Genomic DNA, 21,848 nt, shown 5'->3' with positions numbered 1-21,848 from the left:
CAAAAAATTTAAAAAAATAGTTATACGCACCCTGGTAGGGTTGTTGCTTTTTTTGCTGTTTGTAGCCATAGCCCTGTCGCTGCCTTTTGTACAAACAGGTATAGCGCATTATGCGGGTAATTATTTAAATAAAGAGTTTGGTACTCATATATATATAGATAAAGTTGCCATATCTATATTTGGCGGTGTAAAATTAAAAGGGGTGCTTATTATGGACCATCATAATGATACTCTTGCATCTGCCAACAGGCTTCAAACCAATGTTCTTAATTTTAGGGCTATTGCCCAAAGCAACTTAAAGTTTGGAACCATACGTGCAGAAAAACTTAATTTTCATATGAAAACCTACAAGGGAGAAAATAGTTCTAACCTTGATGTTTTTGTAAAAAGTTTTGATAATGGCAAACCCGGCAGCGGCAAGTTCAGGCTTCGTTCCGGCAGGTTGTTTGTAACTAACGGCAGGTACAGGCTTACTAACGAAAATGCGGTAACACCGCGTGTGCTTGACTTTAAAAAGCTTAACGGCGAGCTTAAAGACTTTTATATTAAAGGTGGTGATGTTAGTGCCGATATTAAAAAGCTTTCGCTGTTAGACCATCGTGGCCTTTTCGTAAAGAACCTTAAGGCAGGGTTTTCTTATACCAAGACCAATATTAAATTAAAAGACTTGGAATTGGTAACGGCTGAGTCGGTATTAAAAGGCCATGTTACGCTTACTTATACACGTGAGCAAATGAAAGACTTTATAAATAAAGTAAAGTTTGATTTTGCAGTAAACAGGGCAACAATATCCAGTAACGAACTTAACTATTTTTATAATGAGTTTGGTAAAAACCAAAAGTATTACCTGTCTACAACGCTTAAAGGGCCATTAAACAATTTTGTATTGTATAATCTTAAATTGCTGGATGGCAACGATTCTGAAATTATAGGTTCGGTAAACTTCAGGCATCTGTTTGACAAAAAAGGCCCGGGTTTTTACATGAATGGCGATTTTGACAGGATAACTTCTAATTACGAAAATCTTAAAGCCATAATGCCACGCATTTTAGGAAATAGTCTCCCAGTATTATTGGGCAAATTTGGTCGCGTAGATATGGTTGGTCATGCTACACTTACCAAACAGGATATAGATACGAGGATGTATATCATGTCCGGGTTGGGTGAGGCTAATGCTAATTTTTCGGTTAAGGATTACAATAAACCTTCGGAAGCAGCTTATACCGGCACCATAGACCTAACTGATTTTAACCTGGGGGCAATTGCCGATGTTAAAACCATAGGTAACACAACCCTGCATTTAGATATAGACGGTCGCGGTTTTAATAAGGAATCTTTAAATACTACTGTTAGTGGAGATATAACCGGGTTTACCTATAATAAATATGTTTACAAAAATATTACGGTAGATGGCAGGTTTAAATGGCCTTATTTTAAAGGTAAGGTAAACAGCAACGACCCTAACCTTCTCATGAGCTTTGATGGCCTTGTAGATATGGGTAAAAAGAAAAAAGAGTTTGATTTTCATGCCCAGGTAGACTATGCCGACCTCGTAGCCTTAAAACTGATGAAAAAAGATACACTCTCTATTTTTAAGGGAGATCTTATATTTGATGCCAAAGGCAATAATATAAATGATATAGCTGGTAAACTTCAAATTTCGAGACTGTCTTATCAAAACAGTAAAGACAGTTATTATTTTGAAGACTTTTTTGTCGCTTCATCTTTTGATGAGAACAATGTGCGCGCACTAACTGTGAATTCTACTGATATTATTGATGGCAGGGTTACAGGAAAGTTTGATGTTGGACAGTTGCCCAAGCTTATGGAAAATGCCGTAGGCAGCCTTTACACAAATTATTCTCCGCATAAACTCAAGAAAGGTCAGTATCTCGATTTTGACCTGACGATATACAATAAGGTAGTTGAAATTGTGTTGCCGGAAGTAACTGTTGGGCAAAACACGCGCCTGCGCGGAAAAGTTAATAGCGACAGGGGAGAATTTAAACTCGCATTTAATTCGCCCGAGATCACTGCTTATAATAACTATTTTAATAACATAAGTATAGATGTTGATAATAAAAATCCGCTTTATAATGCCTATGTCAGTATAGACAGTGCACGCACTAAAGGTTACAAAGTGACTGATTTTAGCCTTATCAATATTACCCGTAACGACACACTGTATGTTCGTACAGAATTTAAAGGAGGCAAAAAAGCGGCCGACCTTTTTAAGCTTAACCTTTTCCATACAATAGATAAAGACAGGAACTCTGTAGTTGGGTTTAAAAAATCAGAGATCAATTTTAAAGATTTCCAATGGTTTATAAATGAGAACGACACCAAGGATAACAAGATAATATTCAATAAAAAGCTTACTAACTTTTCGGTAGACAAAATATCGATGTCTCATAATGACCAAAGAGTAGAGGTTAGTGGGATACTTCGGGATTCTACCTATAAAGACGTGAGGCTTTCATTTAATGATGTAGACCTCAGGAAAATAACACCAACCTTAGACAGCCTCAATTTTGGAGGTCGATTAAACGGCGAAGTAAGCTTAAAACAAAACAGAAATGAATTTACGCCTGCATCGTCGTTAACTATAGATACGCTTCGCATCAACCAACATAATTTGGGCGATATGAGTTTGCAGGTTACCGGAGACCGTTCGTTAAGGAAATTCAATATCAACACAACGCTTACTAAAGATGATAAAGAAACCTTCGCAACAAGCGGTAATATAGAAATTGTAGACAAACAAACACTACTGTCGCTCGATGCTACGTTTTCTGATTTCGATCTGAGTCCGTTGGAGGTTTTCTTAAAAACAATATTCCCCGAAATAAGGGGTAAAGCTTCCGGTAGGGCTGCTATTGTGGGGAATGCCAAAAAGCCTGAAATAGACGGGCGTTTGTATATTAAAGGAGGTGGGCTCAGGGTAGGTTACCTGAACACTGACTTTAATTTTGAAGAGAATGCAACTGTAGACCTTACCGAAGAGCTGATCTTTTTCAGGAATATAGAGCTAACCGATTCAAAATACAAAACCAAAGGCAGGCTTAACGGAAGTTTAAAACACGATTTCTTTAAGAATTGGGGGCTTGACCTTAAAATAACATCGGATAGGTTACTGGTGCTTGATACTAAAGATTCTGATGACGCTCTGTATTACGGAACAGCTTTTATTAAGGGAGAGGCTACATTAACCGGGCCTACAACGGCACTTGTTATAGATGTAAATGCTGAGTCGGCAAAAGATACCGATATTAAACTTAATATCAATAATACCGGAGCTACGGGTACTAATAATGCCGCATTTATACATTTTTTAAGTCCGCAGGAAAAACTAAACAAAGGTAAAGGTGTTGTTGCCAAAGACGCTAAAGTGTATAAAGGCCTTGAACTTAATTTTGAGCTTAACATTACACCCGACGCCAAGCTGGAGGTGGTGATCGATAAAAACACAGGGCACAGTCTTACAGCAACCGGAGATGGTTTGATGCTTTTAAATATCAATACCCTCGGTAAGTTTAATATGTGGGGAGACTATTCGGTTAGGCAGGGACAGTATAATTTTAAGTATGGTGGACTGTTCGATAAAAAGTTTGTGGTAAAAGAGGGGGGAAGTATTGTATGGGAGGGCGACCCTACCAAGGCTAAACTTAATCTTGAGGCGGTTTATAAAACACAGGCAAACCCATCGGTACTGTTGGAATCTGCATCGTTTAGCAGGAGCATTCCGGTAGAGGTTGCCATTACGCTTAACGGAAACATTACGGCACCTGAGCCTGATTTTAATATTAACTTCCCTGGTGTGAGTTCTACGCTTAAATCAGATCTTGATTATAAGCTAAGTGATATGGACACGCGACAAACCCAAGCATTATCACTATTGTCTACCGGTAGTTTTATAAGCCAGACTAATGCCAGTACGGCTGTTTACGGAAGTTTGTTTGAGCGTGCCAGCAGCATGTTTAACGACCTGTTTACTGATGAGCAGAGCAAAGTAAAAGTAGGTGTTAATTATGTTCAGGCAGACCGTAATCCGTATGTAGAAACCAATTCACAATTTGGGCTTACACTCTCGTCTCAAATAAACGACAGGATAACCGTTAACGGTGTGCTGGGTGTGCCTGTGGGCGGTGTAAACCAATCGGCAGTAGTAGGAAATGTAGAGGTTCAGTTAAGGCTTAACGACGACGGCACATTTAAGGCAAGAGTTTTTAACCGCGAAAATGATATTAACTTTTTAGGAGAGGGTATAGGTTATACTCAGGGAGTTGGACTTACATGGGATGTTGATTTTGATACTTTTAGTGAGTTGATATGGAAAGTATTTAAAAAGGCAAAAAACGACGAACCTGATAATAACAACAGGGGTACCGATATTCCCGATTCTGAACTTGCTCCTGATTATATACAATTTGGAGATTCGCGAAATAAGAAGAAGGGAACTGACGAAGATAAAGAACCGGAGCGTATACCTGAAACCGATTAAATATCTGATTAGGATTTCTAAAATTTTATAAAATGAAAAAAAGCAGGCTTATTTTTAAAGATAAGCTTGCTTTTTTGGTTATAATTAACATTACTTTCAAAAAAACTTATTAACGAAAACGATTGAAAATCTGCGTTTTTTATATTATAACCTAAAAACAAATATATTAATCATATTAAATTATTAATTTTACAATCAAATACTAAAAAATGTCAGTTAATATTAAAAAAATAGGCGTTCTCACTTCAGGAGGAGATTCACCAGGTATGAATGCCGCAATCAGAGCTGTTGTTCGTACCTGTGCTTATCATAAAATAGAATGTACAGGAATCTACAGGGGCTATCAGGGAATGATAGAAGGCGACTTTAAAGATATGGGTCCCCGTAGTGTAAATAATATCATTAATAAAGGGGGGACGGTTCTTAAATCGGCAAGATCTAAAGAATTTATGACTCCAGAAGGGCGCAAAAAGGCTCATGCCAATTTGGTTAAAGAAGGTATAGATGCTCTTGTGGTTATTGGAGGTAATGGTAGTTTTACCGGAGGTCTTATATTTAATGCAGAATATGGTTTCCCTGTAATAGGAATTCCGGGTACAATAGATAATGATATTTATGGTACCAGCTTTACACTTGGCTACGATACTGCCCTAAATACAGTAGTAGAGGTTATAGATAAAATCCGCGATACAGCTAGTTCACACAACAGGCTTTTCTTTGTAGAGGTAATGGGGCGCGATGCAGGCCACATTGCACTTAATGCAGGTATTGGCGCAGGTGCTGAAGAAATACTTATTCCTGAAGAAGATATGGGACTTGACAGGCTTGTAGAGTCGCTTAAAAAGAGTAAAGCTTCAGGTAAATCATCAAGCATAGTAGTTATTGCCGAGGGCGACAGAAGCGGTAAAAGTGCTTTTGAGCTTAAAGAATATTTTGATACAAACATGCCGGAATATGATGTGCGTGTATCTATACTTGGCCATATGCAGCGTGGCGGTTCGCCATCTTGTTTTGACAGGGTGCTTGCCAGCAGGCTTGGTGTTAAAGCTGTAGAAACTCTTTTAGAAGGCAACAGCAACTATATGGTTGGTCTTATTAAAGACGAAGTTGTGCTTACACCTCTTGAACTTGCAGTAAAAGGCAAGTCGCAAATAAATCAGGAACTTATAAAAGTATCCGACATCGTTTCAATTTAAGAATCTCACACGATTAGTATTAAACAAATAAAAACAAATTTAAAAGAATGGCAACAGTTAAATTAGGGATAAACGGTTTCGGTAGGATTGGCCGTATCGTTTTCCGCGAAACTTTCAACAGAGATAATGTTGAGGTAGTGGCTATTAACGACCTGCTTGATGTAGATCATTTGGCTTATTTATTAAAATATGATTCAGTTCACGGCCGTTTTAACGGTACTGTAGAAGTTAAAGACAACCAACTTTATGTTAACGGCAAACACATTAGGGTTACTGCCGAGAAAGATCCTAAAAACCTTAAATGGGATGAAGTTGGTGTAGACGTAGTTGCAGAGTCTACAGGTATTTTTACAACTCTTGAAACTGCACAGCAACACATTACAGGTGGTGCTAAAAAAGTTATTATTTCTGCTCCATCGGCCGATGCGCCAATGTTTGTAATGGGTGTTAACCATGACAAAGCTACCGCTGCAGATACTATCGTATCTAACGCATCTTGTACTACAAACTGTCTTGCTCCGCTTGCTAAAGTAATCAACGATAACTTTGGTATAGTAGAAGGTTTAATGACAACTGTTCACGCTACAACTTCAACTCAAATGACTGCTGACGGTCCTTCAAGAAAAGACTGGAGAGGCGGACGTGCTGCAAGCGTAAACATCATTCCTTCATCTACAGGTGCTGCAAAAGCAGTAGGAAAAGTAATTCCTGAGCTAAACGGAAAACTAACAGGTATGTCTTTCCGCGTTCCTACAGTAGACGTTTCTGTAGTAGACCTTACTGTAAAAGTAGCTAAAGAAACTTCTTATGATGAGATCATGGCAGTTCTTAAAGCAGCTTCTGAAGGTGAGCTTAAAGGTATCCTTGGCTTTACAGAAGATGATGTAGTATCTCAGGATTTCGTTTCAGATAAAAGAACAAGTATAATAGATGCTAAAGCCGGTATCGGTCTTAACTCTACTTTCTTTAAGCTTGTATCTTGGTATGATAATGAGTATGGCTATTCAAGCAAACTTATTGACCTAGCCGCGCACATTGCGTCTCTATAATATTTATATAAAGTCCCGTCTTTTGCATAAAGGCGGGGCTTTATTTTTTTATGCAAACGGCTTAACCCTATCGTAAGCATATAGTAATAAAATAATAAAATTAAGTACCCAAACTTAATCCCATACTAACCCAAACAAAAATCCCTGACACATGAAACTTTTAGTGGACAGCGGTGCAACGAAAGCAGACTGGATTGCACTTGATGATAATGGCAACAGGCTATTTACTACCCAAACCCTTGGCCTTAGCCCCGAAGTTATAAACAAGCAGGAAGCTCTTGAAAGGCTTGAAGCACGTTTTGATATTTACAACAACCGTAAAGAAGTAACCAACCTGTTTTTTTATGGAGCAGGATGCGGTACTGACAGGATGAAAAAATACATGACAGGTGTATTTAAAGAATTTTTCCCGAATGCCGATGTTAGTGTAAGGGAAGATACTTATGCAGCTGCCTATGCTACAAACCCAAACAACGAAAAAGCTATTATATGTATTTTGGGTACAGGTTCTAACTGTAGTTATTTTAACGGAGAAGAACTGGAACAAAAAGTACAGTCTCTTGGATATATAGCTATGGATGATTGTAGTGGTAACCGTTTTGGCCGCGATCTTGTACGTGCTTATTATTTCAATAAAATGCCACAACATCTGGCTGAAAAATTTGAGTCGGAATATAACCTTGATCCGGACATCATTAAACACAACCTTTACAAAGAGCCAAATCCTAATGCTTACCTGGCTACATTTGCCAAGTTTTTAATTCAGAATAAAGACGAGGAGTTTATCCAGAAAATTATCAAAGAAGCCATGCGGGTGTTTGTTGATAACTATATTAAACAATACGACAATGCTGCCGATGTAAAAGTGCACTTTGTTGGTTCTATTGCATTTTACCTTAAAGCAGAGCTTGCCGAGGTGTTGGGTGCCAATGGTCTTACACTTGGTAATGTTTTAAGAAGGCCAATAGACAACCTTATAGAATACCACCAACTTAACTAATTTTTTTTTAAAAATATATGGAGATCGCTATCATTGCCCACGACGGTATGAAAGACAAAATGGTTGTTTTTTTAAACGCCCATAAAGATATTTTATTAAACGAAAATATTAAACTTATTGCAACAGGCACTACAGGCGGCAAAGCCGAAGAGGCTGGGTTTACAGTGAGAAAAATGCTTTCAGGTCCATTAGGGGGCGATGCACAGATAGCGGGCAGGGTAGCCGAAGGAAAAACACAAATGGTTCTTTTCTTTAAAGATCCATTGGCGAGCCACGCTCATGATGCCGATATTAATATGCTGATAAGGGTTTGTGACGTGCACAATGTGCCGCTAGCCACAAACCCTGCATCAGCAGAATTATTTGTAAGTACTATTACTGTACCGCAATCATAGAGATCTCTACATTTACGTTTTTAGGCAGTTTTGCCACCTGAACCGTTTCTCTTGCAGGAGCGGTTTCTTCGTTAAAATAGCTGCCATATACGGCGTTTATTTTAGCAAAGTCGTTCATATCTATAATAAAAATACTGGTCTTTACTACATTGCTAAAATCCATACCTGCGGCTTCAAGAACGGCTTTCATGTTCTCCATAACCTGTTTAGTTTCGGCTTCAATGCTTTCGCCCACGATTTCACCAGTACTAGGATCTAAAGGTATTTGACCACTTGTGTAAAGTGTGTTGCCTATAAGAACTGCCTGGCTGTATGGCCCAATAGGAGCAGGGGCTTTGTCTGTAAAAATGATTTTTTTCATGGTTGTATTGTTTAATTTAAAGTTCGTCTCTTACTTTGATATTTCGTCCCACTAAGCATCTTTTCAACTCCTTCCAATCATTATCATCAAGAGTTTGAGCTATGCAAAATTCTGAGCGGTAGTTTTTGGTTATAATTCTCAGTCCCTTACGATATTTGTGTCGTGGTTCATGCACCACTTCGCGAATAAAACTTAAAGGATAAACATCTTTTTTCCAAAATTGTACGTAGTTACGTATTATGAAATATTTTTCGCTAATACCAAAATAATACATTTCGCCGCAAAGGAAAGGAGTAATAATAACGAAAGTAGCTAAAGGGACAAATAATATATATGCAGATATAGTTGTTGTGAACATTAAAAATAATGATAATGTGCAACTGATTAAGATAATTACAAATAGCTTTATATTTGAAAAAATACCTTGCGTGAAATATTTGATATTTTCATTTGCAATATTATATGTATTAATAGGTATATTTATAATTATCCGATTATTAATTACAGAATCTAAGAATACTTTTAAAGAGGCAGCATTTGCATAAAATTCATCATAAATGTATATACTTGTTCCATCATATAAAGTGATTTCTGCACCTTCCTTATAATTATATATGAAAGGCTGTTTGCCGGTGTAAACTATATGTTTAATATTATTTATGCGATAAATTTCGTTTTTAATCCGTATGCTTTTTTTGTCGATAGTTATTGTGGGAACAGTCTGTAAATAACATTTAACTAAATATATAAGGAAGAAAAATAAAATAAGAAAAAGTATTGGTTGTATATAATCTGATAAAACTATTGTGTATCCATTTTGTATTTTCTGAATGAATTTAAATTCTAAGATTAGAGAGATACAAGCAAAAAATAAAAAAGAAATATTACATGTATAAAAATACAGACTCCTCTTAGACGTAATACTCTCCATAAAACTACCTGATAACCCTATCTGGAACCTGGCGTTTATCATATTTGATATCGCTAAGTATAGACGATTTTATACCAATAAAAAAGCCCCAGTAGGTATTGGTTCCAAACGGTACCCAGTTAAAGTCCATACGCCAGCTAAGCAGGTCGCGTTCAAAGCGCAGCTGTGTAAATGTAACACCTTTTTGTACAAAGTCATAACCCGACGAAAAGCCCATTTTCCAGCGCGGTGTAATATCAACGTTACCCGAAACCATTAAGGAGCTACCGCTAACTTTTCGTTCACGGTTATTATTGTTGTAAGTTAGTGAATAAGCAAGGTTTAGGTTCCATGGCAATTTGGCATTAAAAAAGGTACCTTCACTTTTATCTTTCTTTTTAGAGTCGTCTTCCTCTTCATCGCCAAACATACTCTTTCCGTTATTCATATCGTTGCCTACGCCAAAAAGGTCATCAGTACGTCCGCCGTTTCGTGCTGTCTGGCTGTCTTCGTTTTTCTTGTTTCCTGAAGCTTCATCGCTGCTAATAGAGTAGTTTAGCGTAACATTAGCACTTGTTAACCTGAAAAGGCTACCACCGTTGTCTATATTATAAGTGTCAATCCTTTGTCCTGAGTTGCTTAATGCATACGGGTCGAGGGTAGCACCAAAGTTAATGTTCATTTTATCTTTAAAAAGAGCTGTACCTGCTGTTACACGCAGCGGAGACCATGCCAACGAGTCGGCAGCCATGTTGTAGCTCGTAGTAAAGTTAAGGTTGTTTAGCAGCATTACTTTTTTAGACTTATCTTCCTCCGTGGCATTCTCGTCGTCATTACGCACCTTGGCTTCAAATGTGTTGTTTACGGCAATACCAATATTGTTAGAATAACTGTTGCCCGGAGCTCCAAACAAACCTCCTTCAAAACGGGTATAATCCCTGTATTGTGTTCCGGTGTTGTCTAGTTGGTAGGTGTCATAATACTGGTCAAAACTTGGTGTGTAGCTGTAAGATATCGACGGGCGTATTACTTGGCGAATGGCCTGTATTTTTTTATCATCGCCAAAATTAAACATACCATAAACGGTTGTACCAATGCTTGACGAAAAATTGTAAGTTCTGTAAGAGTCGAACCCTTTAACATCGCGGGTTACAATGGTGTCGTTTACAAGGCTTCTGTTTATGGTATTCATTACCCATGTTTCCTGATAGTTTGTACCTGCCGAAACGCTAAAGTGCTTGAATATTTTAAAGTTGGTGCTGATAGGAATACTATGTTGCATGCCCGACTTTGCATCTCTGAACATTTCGGGTTTAAAAAATAAAGAATCGGTCGTAGCAATACGGTTTTCACCGCGCAGGTTGTATTGAAGGTTCAGGTTTTTTATAATACCTTTTTTTGGGGCATCGCCCGGAGCAAAAGGGAATATCCTGTCTACACTGGCCTGTAGCGTTGGCAGGGTCATGTTTATAACCTGTGTATTGGTGTTTTGGCTGTGTGTGGCACTAAGCGAAAAGTTTACCTGCGGCACAGTTTGAAACGTTTTTGAATAGGATACCGATGACTGCAATGTGTTATTTAAACTGGAGCCTATATTTGCAGTGTTCATTGATTGCCTGAAGTAGCGGCTGGAACCAAGGTTAACACTTGCAGCAAACCTTGAGTTAGGGCTTGCCTTGCTGTCCTGGCTATGGCTCCACTGTATGTTGTAGTTATTGGCGCGTGCATAGTCTGGCAAACCTCTTTCGCTGGTTACAAGGTTTTCAAAACGAATGTTTAAGTTACCGCTGTAATGGTAGCGGTTTGCATAGTTAGACTGAAAACGGAAACCATAACTGCCGTTAGTATAATAGTCTCCTGTAACGGCAAGGTCATAATAATCGCTCAGCGCAAGATAATAACCTCCATCCTGTAGGTAATAACCACGGGCGTTACTGTCTCCATAACTCGGAATAATAAAACCAGATTCGGCTTTTGTGGTCATCGGGAAGAAAGCAAAAGGAATACCCAACGGGGTAGGCACATCGGCAATATACATGTTGGTAGGGCCTACAACAACTTTTTCGCCCGGAACCAATTTTATTTTACGTGCTAAAAAGTAATATTCGGGGTTCTTTTTGTTTTTAGAGGTCGTAAACTTTGCATTTTTCATGAAATAAACAGAGTCATTCTCCTTTTTTGTAACTTCACCAAAAACGGTAAACTCTCCCTGGTCTGACCTCGAATTCCAAACCCTTGCTTTTTTACTTACTGTATTAAAGTGTATAGAGTCGGCCTCAACAATATTGCTGCCCTGTTTAAAATAAGGAAGCTGCGAGTAGTTGCCTAACGAGTCTTTAAGCCTTCCGGCAAAAACCTCGTCTTTTTCATAATTCATAATAATTACGCCTGCTTTGAGTTCTATATCTTTATAATATAGTTCGGCTTCGTTATATAAAGTAAGTTCCTTTTTTTTCTGGTCTACTTTTTCATAGTCCTTGGCAGACCTTTTTATAATGGCATCAATACCTTTTTTCTTTACGGTGTCGGCTACAGGTTTTGCTATTGCTACTTCGGTAGTGTCGGGTATAGCAGTATTGTCCGGTGCGGCAACGGCATCGGGCTGTTTTTCTGTTTTGGTGCTACTGTTTTGTTTTTCAGCGGGCACCGCAGGCTTTTTAGATTTAATTTCCTGGGCAAAGGCAGTACTGCCGCCAACTGTTAGGAAAATTGCTAATAAAACGATATGAAATAAGTTTGTACGCAATGGTTTTAATACTATTTTTGTAACAGTGTGGCTTATTTTTTTGAAGTGTCAAACATACAATATTTTTGGCAAACTAACCACTAAATGTAATTATAACATAAGCAGCATATTAACTGATTTATAATGAAGGAGAACACGAAATCAAAACTGTTTTTTTTACTTTTTATTATGTTCTGCACTACAACTTTTGGGCAGGATAACGCAAAATTCAAGGTGGTATTAGACCCCGGACATGGCGGAAAAGACTTTGGAGCAATATATCATGGCTTTGTTGAAAAGAACATTGCCCTTAATGTTGCCCTGAAAGTTGGCAAGCTTTTGGAACAGGATGATAATGTGCAGGTAATTTTTACCCGCAAGACCGATGTTTTTATAGAGCTTACAGAAAGACCTAATATAGCCAATAAAAATGATGCAGATGTTTTTGTGTCGATACACTGTAATGGCGAAGCTAAAAAAGCAGCTTTTGGAACGGAGACCTTTATAATGGGTCCTACAAAAAATGCCAGTAACCTTGAGGTGGCTAGGGCAGAGAACAGTGTTATTACCCTTGAAAAAGACTATAAGGTTAAATATGCCGGGTTTGATGTAAACTCTCCTGAAACTATTATTGGAATAGGCATACAACAGGAGGCTAACATAAACCAAAGTATAGACCTTGCGAGCAAAGTTCAGGATGGGTTTACAAACGGGCTTAAAAGAAAGAACAGGGGCGTTAAATATGCCCCGTTTTGGGTGTTGCACAAAACTGCAATGCCAAGCATTCTTATAGAACTTGGATTCCTGTCATACCAGCAGGAAGGAGCTTTCCTGAATACTGACGAAGGTCAGGACGATATGGCTAAAATGATAGCTAAAGCTATCTTGTCTTATAAAAAGGAATTCTTTGCAGGAGGCGGCTCTAACGATACGAAAGAGCCTGTTGCTGCGGCTGTAACCCCGCGTCAGCAACCTGTAGAGGTAAAACAGCCTGTTGAAACTCCTGTTGCAGCAGCAACTGCTTCTAACGAAGGTGTTGTTTTTAAAGTACAGATATCTGCAAGTGGCAGGTCTTTAGATACAACTCCGGCTAACTTTAAAGGGTTGAATAATATTACTAAGGATGCTTCTACATCGGTTATAAAATATTTTTACGGAGCTACATCACAATACAGCGAGGCTAAAGAGCTTTTAGAGCAGGCAAAAGCCAAAGGTTTTACATCGGCTTTTGTTGTGGCGTTTAGAGACGGAAAAAAAATAACTGTACAGGAGGCTTTAAGTAAAAATTAAACCCATGTTGGGGTAATATTTTATGAGAGGTAATTTTAGTTTTAAAATAGTTCTTTTTTTCTTTTTATTTTTTGCCGGTGCAGGATTTGCGCAGGGCAAAAAGTTTAAGGTGGTTATTGATGCAGGGCATGGAGGTCACGACTCAGGCACAAAGCATAATAGTTATGCCGAAAAAAAGATCGTTTTAAACACAGCTTTGAAGTTAGGTAAGATACTCGAAAACGAACCGGGCTTTAAAGTTATCTATACCCGTAAGACAGATGTGTTTGTTGAGCTTAGAGAGCGTGCTAACATTGCCAACCGTGCCGATGCCGACCTTTTTATTTCTATACACTGCAATGGGGTTAATAACAGAGAGCCACAAGGCACAGAAACGTTTGTAATGGGACTTACCCGAAGCAAAGTAAATATGGAGGTTGCACGTAAAGAGAACAGTGTTATTACCCTCGAAAAAGATTATAAGCTAAAATACAAAGGTTTTGATCCTAACTCTCAGGAAACAGGTATAGGCATCACACTTGCGCAGGAGCAATATTTAAAGCAAAGCATTACGCTGGCTGCAAAAATCCAGGATGGTTTTTCTAAAGGGTTAAAAAGATACAGCAGGGGTGTGAAACAAACACCGTTGTGGGTGCTCGATGCTACAGCAATGCCGGGCGTGCTTATAGAGCTCGGGTTTGTATCTAATGCCAAAGAAGGTAAATATTTAAATTCGGCAGCAGGGCAGCAGGAGCTGGCAAACACCATTGCAAAAGCGGTAATTAGCTATAAAAAGCAATACTATACGCATACAGGTGACGCAGATAAAACTGCTGCTTCGGTTACAAAAGGCACTGATGCTAAAGTTAAGAAAACCGTTGCAAAAGATGTTGTGTTTAAAATACAGATTGCAGCAAGTTCTAATAACATAGCAACAAAATCCTCAAACTTTAAAGGTTTGAAGTTAATATCGAAAGAAAAGAACGGTAAGCTGATACAGTATTATTATGGTAAGACCGCCGAATATGAAACTGCTGAAAAGCTCTTAGATAAAGCAAAAGCCAAAGGATATAAGTCGGCATTTATTGTTGCTTTTAAGGGCGGAAAAAAAATTACGGTTAAAGAAGCTTTAAAATAATATTCACATATTAATAATTATTTTATCCTACATTTGTTAAAAAAATAAACCTGTTTTGAAAATTACAAGAGAAGCAAAGACGGCTGTACTGATACTGGTAGCCATATTATTATTTATTTGGGGTTATAGCTTTTTAAAGGGCAGAGATCTTTTTAATTCTTATACAACCTATTATGTTGTTTATAATGATGTTGAGGGGCTTTCGCCTTCGGCTCCCGTTACCCTAAACGGGCTTGTTATAGGCAAAGTAAACTCTATAACATTTAAAGATCTTGTAAAAGGAGATCTTATCGTAGAATTACAGGTAAGTACTGATTTTCCTATTTCTACAACCAGCCATGCAACTTTATATGAGCCGGGTTTTGGCCTTTCAGGCAAACAGGTTGCTCTTATTCCCGATACTAAAAATACTACACCGGCCGAAGATGGTGCTTATTTGTTAAGCGGCTTAAAGCCAGGGATGTTATCAGTAGTAGGAGAGAAGCTTTCTCCGTTGCAAACAAAGGTTGAAGCTACTGTGGTTACTGCCGACAGTCTTTTACATAACATAAATAATGTGTTTGACAAGCGCACTCAACAAAACCTACAGGCTGCCATTGCAGATCTTAGCAAGACCATGAAACAGTTTGATGCTGCTGCGCAGTCTTTAAACGGAGCGATTTCGGGTAACAAAAAAAATATTGATGTTACTTTTAGCAATCTTAACCGCATGAGCGGTAATTTTGCCAAGATATCAGATTCGCTTGAGGCAGCTAACCTTGGCGAAGCGGTTAAAAAGCTTGAATACACATTGGCTAATGTAGATAAGATTGTTAACGATGTACAGGGTGGTAAAGGAACATTGGGTAAGCTTCTTAAAGACGAGGCTATGTATAAAAACCTTAATGAAGCTTCTAAGCAATTAAAAGAACTTATAGAAGACCTTAAGCTGAACCCTAAACGATATGTGAGTATTTCGGTATTCGGAAAAAAACAACAGCCTTATACAGCTCCTAAAGAAGACGATACTAAAGAGGAGGGAACCAAAACTGAATAACAGTTTTTAAGGTCTAAAGCCTTTACTATATATGAGTTACATAGATAACATTCTTTTTATACTATTGCTCACTGCCGGTTTTGGCTATTTTGCCATGAACGTAAAAAAACTTGTGCGCAATATAAAACTGGGCAGAGATGTAAACCGTTTTGACAATTCGGGCGAGCGCTGGAAAAATATGGCGCTCATAGCCCTGGGACAACGAAAAATGGTGCGTCGCCCTGTGTCTGGAATACTGCACATTGTTGTGTATGTTGGCTTTGTGATCATTAATATTGAGCTTTTAGAAATCATCATCGATGGTATATTTGGAACCCACAGGATATTTTCATTTCTTGGTGGGTTTTACAGTTTCCTGATAGGCTTTTTTGAAATACTTGCCTTTGGCGTTATTGTATCGGTAACAGTATTCTGGATTCGTCGTAATATTATAAAGCTATGGCGTTTTGCCCATGGCGATCTTAAAGGCTGGCCTAAAAACGATGCTAACATAATCCTGTATTTTGAAACGGTATTAATGCTGTTGTTTCTCACCATGAATGCTGCCGACCATTACCTGCAGGGATTGGGTTCTCATCATTATATCCAGGCCGGGGCATTCCCAATTTCAGGGTTTATTTCTCCGTTGTTTAACGGTATGAGCGAAAGTACTGCCATTATAATAGAAAGAGCTGCCTGGTGGCTGCACATTACAGGTATATTGGCTTTTATGAACTACCTGTATTTTTCTAAACACCTGCATATACTTTTAGCATTCCCTAACACTTATTTTGCAAGACTTGATCCGAAAGGCAAATTTGAGAATCTTGACTCGGTTACAGCCGAGGTTAAGTTAATGATGGATCCCAATGCCGATCCGTTTGCCGCACAGCCTGCACCTGCAGAAGGCGAATTACCTGCAAAATTTGGTGCCAGCGATGTTCAGGATCTCAATTGGGTACAGTTGCTTAATGCCTATACGTGTACTGAATGTGGACGCTGTACATCTTCGTGTCCTGCAAATCTTACAGGTAAAAAGCTTTCGCCAAGAAAGATAATGATGGACACTCGTGACAGGCTGGAAGAAGTTGGTCGCAACATCGACAAAAATAAAGGCACATTTGTTGATGATGGAAAGTCATTACTGAACGATTATATTACACCTGAAGAGCTTTGGGCGTGCACTACCTGCAATGGTTGTGTAGAAGCCTGCCCGGTAAATATAGACCCTTTATCTATTATTATGGACATGAGGCGTTATTTGGTTATGGAGCAAAGTGCTGCTCCTACAGAGTTAAACGGCATGATGACCAATATAGAGAACAATGGTGCACCATGGCAGTACAGCCAGATGGACAGGCTTAACTGGAAAGACGAACTCAATTAAAACACACACAATAAAATTAACAGGCACAATAATGAAACAAGAGGATATTGAAAAGAATCTTCAGCAGATTACAGAGAACGGAGAGCATTTAAGCCCTATTTTACCAGAGGGTATTAAAAATTACCTGATAGATATAGACGGCACCATTTGCGATGATATACCTAATGAGGAGCCTGAGAGGATGGTTACGGCTGCCGTATATCCTGATGCGCTTGTTACATTAAACAAATGGTATGATGAAGGACATATTATTTTCTTCTTTACATCGCGCACCGAAGCACACAGGGAAATTACTGAAACGTGGCTTAAAGAGCATGGCTTTAAATATCATGGCATGCTTATGGGCAAACCACGTGGAGGTAACTACCACTGGATAGATAATCACCTGGTAAAAGCTACCCGATACAGGGGTAAATTTACCGATCTTATAGAAAAGGCCGTTACCATACAGGTTTTTGACGACGGCAAGCACGACGAACTTTAATTGTTAATTATGCAGGAAAATTTGACCGTACCTACAATGGCCGATATGATGGCTACTGGGCAACAGCCGGAAGTTTTATTTTGGGTGGGCTGTTCGGGTAGTTTTGATGACAGAGCCAAAAAGATCACTAAGGCATTTGTAAAGCTTTTACACAGTGCAGGTGTATCTTTTGCTGTTTTAGGAACGGAAGAAAGCTGTACAGGCGATCCTGCCAAGAGGGCAGGTAATGAGTTTTTATTTCAAATGCAGGCTATGGCAAACATAGAGGTACTTAATGCCTATGAGGTAAAAAAGATAGTAACCGCCTGTCCGCATTGTTTCAATACTATTAAAAATGAATATCCGGGTCTTGGCGGCACTTATGAAGTAGTACACCATACCCAGTTTTTAAAATCGCTGCTGGATGATGGCAGGCTAACCATACAGGGAGGACAGTTTAAAGGTAAGAAAATTACTTTTCACGATCCGTGCTATTTAGGCAGGGCTAACAATATTTATGAGGCTCCGCGTGACCTTATGGAAAAGCTTGATGCCGAACTGGTAGAGATGAAGCGTTCTAAGCTAAATGGCTTATGCTGTGGTGCCGGAGGCGCGCAAATGTTTAAAGAACCTGAACCGGGCAATAAGGATGTGAATGTTGAGAGGACAGAAGATGCTCTTGAAACACAACCTGAGATTATAGCTGCCGGATGCCCTTTTTGCAACACTATGCTAACGGATGGTGTAAAAGCAAAGAATAGGGAACATGATATTAAAGTGATGGATGTGGCAGAACTAATTGCCAATGCTAAGGATTTATAAGAAAAGAAATTATGTACGTTCCGTTTGATACAATGCCTGAAGAGGCGAGAATATGGATTTACCAGAGCAACAGGAAATTTTCTGATGAAGAGGTTGCCGCATTAGAAGAGGAAGTTAAAAACTTTGTTGAAGGCTGGGCTGCACACGGCACAGGGTTAGAGGCTTCTTTCCTGATAAAATATAACAGGTTTATTATACTGGCTGTAAATCAGGAAGGGCAGCATGCAACCGGTTGCTCTATAGATGCGTCGGTACATTTTATACAGCAGTTAGAACAAAAATATAATGTTGAACTGCTTGATAAAATGAATGTTACCTTTAAGCAGGGTGAGTTTATTACACACAAACCGTTGATAGAATTTAAAAAACTTGCAAAAGATAAGTCGGTATCGGCTAATACTATTGTTTTCAATAATTTGGTGAATACAGTAGGCGAGTGGCAGGATTTTTGGGAAGTACCTGCAGGCGAAAGCTGGCACAGCAGGTTCTTTTAAAGAGTTAAACCAACATAATAAAATTTAAAAATCATCATTATAAAAACTGTAATGATGATTTATTATTTAAAAACATACAGCATTAATGAGGTTTTTTGCCCTACTATTTATACTCGCACTACAGGCAGCTTCGGCACAGGTTAAAACCTATTCAGGTTACAAATCTGTACAGGAGCAACGCTGGACGGACAGCATCTATAACCAGTTTACTTTTGAAGAAAAAGTAGGCCAGTTGTTTATGGTGGCTGCTTATTCCAACAAAGATTCATCGCACGTAAAAGGCATCGATAAGCTAATCACCGATTACAAAATTGGAGGTGTTATTTTCTTTCAGGGTGGTCCCGTGCGTCAGGCAAGGTTAACCAACCGCTATCAGAAGAAATCCAAACTTCCGCTGTTTGTGGGTATCGATGCAGAGTGGGGGTTGAGTATGAGATTAGACTCTACATACCGTTATCCATGGAATATGACGCTTGGGGCAGTTCAGGATATGACATTGCTCGAAAAGATGGGTGGACAAATGGCTAAGCAGGCACAGCGTATGGGAATACATTTCAATTTTGCGCCTGTAGTCGATATCAATATTAATCCTCTGAACCCTATTATTGGTAACCGTTCTTTTGGCGAAGAAAAAAATAATGTAACCAACAGGGCTTCTGCTTTGATGAAAGGCATACAGAATGGTGGCATCTATGCTACTGGTAAACACTTTCCGGGGCATGGCGATGTTGGTACTGATTCGCACCTTGCGCTGCCATTCCTGCCATACGACCTTAAAAGGTTAAATGATATTGAGTTATATCCATATCAAAAGCTGTTTAAAGAAGATATGGCAAGCATCATGGTGGCACACCTTAATGTTCCGGCACTAGAACCAACACCAAGTCTGCCAACATCATTATCTTATAATGTGGTCACGCGATTGGTTCAGCAGCAAATGGGTTTTAACGGTCTTATTTTTACTGATGCATTGAACATGAAAGGTGCAAGTGGCTACATGCAGCCGGGAGATATTGATCTTGAAGCATTTTTAGCTGGCAATGATGTGCTGCTGTTTGCCGAGAATGTTCCGTTGGCTATAGAGAAATTCCGTCAGGCTTATTCTAATAATGTACTTACAGAGGAAAGACTGGCTATTTCGGTTAAAAAGATACTTGCCCATAAGTATCGCATTGGGTTAAATAAATATACAGCTATAGACCTTAAAAATCTTTATGCCGATCTTAATGGGCATGAGTATGATGATCTTAACTATCAGCTTTATGAACAGGCAGAGACCGTTCTTAAAAATGAGAAAGAGATATTGCCTGTAATGGAGTTGGAAAATGAAAAAATAGCATATGTAAAAATGGGCGACGATGATGGATCCGGTTATGTAAGAATGTTACAAAAATATGCTGATGTAACCGAGGTTAAACAGGATACACTGGCAAACATGACGGCTGCACTTAAAGAATATAGTACTGTTATTATAGGTTACCACAAAGCAGACGGAGCCTGGAAAAAACATGATTTTTCTGCTAAGGAACTTACTTGGTTAGACACCATTGCAAAAAATAAAAAGGTAATACTTACAGCGTTTTGTAAACCATATGCACTGAGTGCAATTAAGAATTTTAAAAATATTGAAGGCCTTATTTTAGCTTATCAAAATAACGAAATAGCTCAAACAGTGGCAGCTGAGATTGTTTTTGGGGCATTAGGCTCTAAAGGTAAGCTTCCTGTTTCTATAGGAACAGCATTTAAGGTTAACGATGGCTTGCACACTAAATCAACCAATAGGCTTGGCTTTACAACTCCCGAGAATGTGGGTATGAGTTCGGTTGAACTTAAGCAAATAGATAAAATTGCGCAGAAAGCAATAGACCAGAAAATGACACCCGGATTGCAGGTTTTGGTAGCCCGAAAGGGTAAGGTAATTTACCAAAAATCTTATGGTTACCATACTTATACTAATGATGTTAAAGTAAAAGACAGCGATATATATGATGTGGCATCGCTAACAAAAATACTGGCTACGTTGCCTAACGTAATGCAGCAATATGATAAAGGACGTATTAAGCTTGATGAAAATTTGGGGGAGATGATCCCATTATTTAAGCATACTGATAAAAAGGATATAACGCTTAGAGATATGTTGCTGCATCAGTCACGTTTTCAGGCATGGCAACCTTTTTATCAGGAGACCTTGGACAGCCTAAAAAAGCCGGACACATTATATTATCGTAAGGCTTACAGTGCAGAGTTTCCACATCAGGTAACAGATAATTTATTTTTAAGAGAGGATTATCCGGGAATAATTATTCAAAAAATTGCCGACAGTAAGTTACTGTCCAAAAAAGAGTATAAGTACAGCGACTTTAACTTTATACTGCTTAAAGAGTTTTTGGAAGTTGAAACAGGCAAAGCAATTGATGTGCTTAGTGATAACAACTTTTATAAACCTTTGGGGGCTAACATGACTACTTACAATCCGTTGCGTAAATTTGATATGAGTATTATTCCACCAACCGAGGTTGATAATTATTTTAGATATCAAACCATTCAGGGCTATGTACACGATATGGGTGCGGCCATGATGGATGGTGTAGCCGGACATGCAGGGTTGTTTAGTAACAGTATGGATGTAGCCAAGATAATGCAAATGTATTTGCAAAAGGGTAGTTATGGTGGCAAGCAATATTTTTCGGCTAAAACATTCGACACTTTTAATACCTGCTACCATTGTAAAGACGGTAACCGTAGGGGATTAGGTTTTGATAAGCCTCAGATTGATAAAGCCGGACCTACCTGTGGATGTGTTTCTAAATCAAGTTTTGGGCATACTGGTTTTACGGGAACCATGGCCTGGGCCGATCCTGAGACGGAAATTGTTTATGTGTTTCTTTCAAACAGAACGTATCCGGAAGCAGGGGAGAACAGACTCTCAAAAGAAAACATAAGGGAAGATATACAAAAGGTAATAGAAGAGGCTATTATAAAATAATTACTTATTGTTTACGGTAAATTTAAAGCTCCGTTTAGATTTGATAAATATCTAAACGGAGCTTTTTTATGGTAGATACTAAGTTTGTTATTTAATTTTAAAAAAGCAGAAGGCCCCGGAATGCGAACTCAACAGGG

16 protein-coding genes are annotated in these 21,848 nt (G+C 38.7%); 13 read left to right on the top strand and 3 right to left on the bottom strand.

Features of this window, described 5'->3' with window-relative positions:
• Window positions 1-40: 40 nt before the first annotated feature.
• From GR160_RS05330 to GR160_RS05310, 5 genes are all read left to right on the top strand, one after another.
• Complete coding sequence (locus GR160_RS05330) at window positions 41-4,501, top strand: translocation/assembly module TamB domain-containing protein (protein ID WP_237421166.1); 4,461 nt, start codon at window positions 41-43, stop codon at window positions 4,499-4,501.
• Window positions 4,502-4,710: 209 nt separating this feature from the next.
• Window positions 4,711-5,697 (top strand): 6-phosphofructokinase, encoded by a 987-nt coding sequence (pfkA, locus tag GR160_RS05325; RefSeq protein WP_160748783.1) that lies wholly within the window; start codon window positions 4,711-4,713, stop codon window positions 5,695-5,697.
• A 47-nt stretch (window positions 5,698-5,744) separates the two neighbouring features.
• Window positions 5,745-6,746 carry a type I glyceraldehyde-3-phosphate dehydrogenase gene (gene gap, locus GR160_RS05320; RefSeq protein ID WP_160748782.1) on the top strand — a complete coding sequence of 334 codons (1,002 nt, stop codon included), beginning with the start codon at window positions 5,745-5,747 and terminating at the stop codon, window positions 6,744-6,746.
• Between the two features lie 151 nt (window positions 6,747-6,897).
• Window positions 6,898-7,746, top strand: coding sequence for an N-acetylglucosamine kinase (locus tag GR160_RS05315; protein ID WP_160748781.1), 849 nt, complete (start codon window positions 6,898-6,900; stop codon window positions 7,744-7,746).
• Between the two features lie 17 nt (window positions 7,747-7,763).
• Entirely contained in the window at window positions 7,764-8,141 is a 378-nt protein-coding gene (locus tag GR160_RS05310; protein WP_160748780.1) for a methylglyoxal synthase, read from the top strand.
• Here GR160_RS05310 and GR160_RS05305 read toward each other — a convergent pair.
• From GR160_RS05305 to GR160_RS05295, 3 genes are read right to left on the bottom strand one after another with little or no spacing between them, the layout of a single operon-like run.
• Window positions 8,122-8,502, bottom strand: coding sequence for a RidA family protein (locus GR160_RS05305; RefSeq protein ID WP_160748779.1), 381 nt, complete (start codon window positions 8,500-8,502; stop codon window positions 8,122-8,124). The two genes, GR160_RS05310 and GR160_RS05305, sit on opposite strands and share 20 nt — an antisense overlap.
• 16 nt (window positions 8,503-8,518) lie before the next feature.
• The gene (locus GR160_RS05300; RefSeq protein ID WP_160748778.1) at window positions 8,519-9,433 is read right to left on the bottom strand and encodes a hypothetical protein; all 915 of its coding nucleotides are present in this window, start codon (window positions 9,431-9,433) and stop codon (window positions 8,519-8,521) included.
• A 4-nt stretch (window positions 9,434-9,437) separates the two neighbouring features.
• Entirely contained in the window at window positions 9,438-12,158 is a 2,721-nt protein-coding gene (locus GR160_RS05295) for a putative LPS assembly protein LptD (RefSeq protein WP_160748777.1), read from the bottom strand.
• A gap of 123 nt (window positions 12,159-12,281) precedes the next feature.
• Here GR160_RS05295 and GR160_RS05290 point away from each other — a divergent pair, with 123 nt between their 5' ends.
• The 8 genes from GR160_RS05290 (at window position 12,282) to GR160_RS05255 (ending at window position 21,711) form a co-directional block, all read left to right on the top strand.
• Entirely contained in the window at window positions 12,282-13,427 is a 1,146-nt protein-coding gene (locus tag GR160_RS05290; RefSeq protein ID WP_160748776.1) for an N-acetylmuramoyl-L-alanine amidase, read from the top strand.
• Window positions 13,428-13,449: 22 nt separating this feature from the next.
• A complete protein-coding gene (locus tag GR160_RS05285; RefSeq protein WP_160748775.1) occupies window positions 13,450-14,544 on the top strand; it encodes an N-acetylmuramoyl-L-alanine amidase in 1,095 nt (364 codons plus the stop codon).
• Window positions 14,545-14,599: 55 nt separating this feature from the next.
• Window positions 14,600-15,580, top strand: a complete 981-nt coding sequence (locus GR160_RS05280) for an MlaD family protein (protein WP_160748774.1) — start codon at window positions 14,600-14,602, stop codon at window positions 15,578-15,580.
• A 31-nt stretch (window positions 15,581-15,611) separates the two neighbouring features.
• Window positions 15,612-16,946: a (Fe-S)-binding protein gene (locus tag GR160_RS05275; protein ID WP_160748773.1), complete on the top strand. Its 1,335-nt coding sequence runs from the start codon at window positions 15,612-15,614 to the stop codon at window positions 16,944-16,946.
• Between the two features lie 31 nt (window positions 16,947-16,977).
• Window positions 16,978-17,430, top strand: a complete 453-nt coding sequence (locus GR160_RS05270; protein ID WP_160748772.1) for a phosphoheptose isomerase — start codon at window positions 16,978-16,980, stop codon at window positions 17,428-17,430.
• A gap of 9 nt (window positions 17,431-17,439) precedes the next feature.
• Window positions 17,440-18,231 (top strand): (Fe-S)-binding protein, encoded by a 792-nt coding sequence (locus GR160_RS05265; protein WP_160748771.1) that lies wholly within the window; start codon window positions 17,440-17,442, stop codon window positions 18,229-18,231.
• Window positions 18,232-18,242: 11 nt separating this feature from the next.
• Entirely contained in the window at window positions 18,243-18,725 is a 483-nt protein-coding gene (locus GR160_RS05260) for an ABC transporter ATPase (RefSeq protein ID WP_160748770.1), read from the top strand.
• Between the two features lie 85 nt (window positions 18,726-18,810).
• A complete protein-coding gene (locus GR160_RS05255; RefSeq protein ID WP_160748769.1) occupies window positions 18,811-21,711 on the top strand; it encodes a glycoside hydrolase family 3 N-terminal domain-containing protein in 2,901 nt (966 codons plus the stop codon).
• Window positions 21,712-21,848: the final 137 nt, after the last annotated feature.

Source organism: Flavobacterium sp. Sd200, assembly GCF_009826935.1.
Classification (GTDB): domain Bacteria; phylum Bacteroidota; class Bacteroidia; order Flavobacteriales; family Flavobacteriaceae; genus Flavobacterium.
This window is presented reverse-complemented; position numbering and strand designations above follow the sequence as displayed.

Bases quoted from the DNA above. Each gene is read 5' to 3' on its own strand.
- gap (WP_160748782.1), top strand. From the start codon at position 5,745: ATGGCAACAGTTAAATTAGGGATAAACGGTTTCGGTAGGATTGGCCGT.
- GR160_RS05275 (WP_160748773.1), top strand. From the start codon at position 15,612: ATGAGTTACATAGATAACATTCTTTTTATACTATTGCTCACTGCCGGT.
- GR160_RS05300 (WP_160748778.1), bottom strand. From the start codon at position 9,433: ATGGAGAGTATTACGTCTAAGAGGAGTCTGTATTTTTATACATGTAAT.
- GR160_RS05270 (WP_160748772.1), top strand. From the start codon at position 16,978: ATGAAACAAGAGGATATTGAAAAGAATCTTCAGCAGATTACAGAGAAC.
- GR160_RS05285 (WP_160748775.1), top strand. From the start codon at position 13,450: ATGAGAGGTAATTTTAGTTTTAAAATAGTTCTTTTTTTCTTTTTATTT.
- pfkA (WP_160748783.1), top strand. From the start codon at position 4,711: ATGTCAGTTAATATTAAAAAAATAGGCGTTCTCACTTCAGGAGGAGAT.
- GR160_RS05290 (WP_160748776.1), top strand. From the start codon at position 12,282: ATGAAGGAGAACACGAAATCAAAACTGTTTTTTTTACTTTTTATTATG.
- GR160_RS05310 (WP_160748780.1), top strand. From the start codon at position 7,764: ATGGAGATCGCTATCATTGCCCACGACGGTATGAAAGACAAAATGGTT.
- GR160_RS05305 (WP_160748779.1), bottom strand. From the start codon at position 8,502: ATGAAAAAAATCATTTTTACAGACAAAGCCCCTGCTCCTATTGGGCCA.
- GR160_RS05265 (WP_160748771.1), top strand. From the start codon at position 17,440: ATGCAGGAAAATTTGACCGTACCTACAATGGCCGATATGATGGCTACT.
- GR160_RS05260 (WP_160748770.1), top strand. From the start codon at position 18,243: ATGTACGTTCCGTTTGATACAATGCCTGAAGAGGCGAGAATATGGATT.
- GR160_RS05255 (WP_160748769.1), top strand. From the start codon at position 18,811: ATGAGGTTTTTTGCCCTACTATTTATACTCGCACTACAGGCAGCTTCG.
- GR160_RS05315 (WP_160748781.1), top strand. From the start codon at position 6,898: ATGAAACTTTTAGTGGACAGCGGTGCAACGAAAGCAGACTGGATTGCA.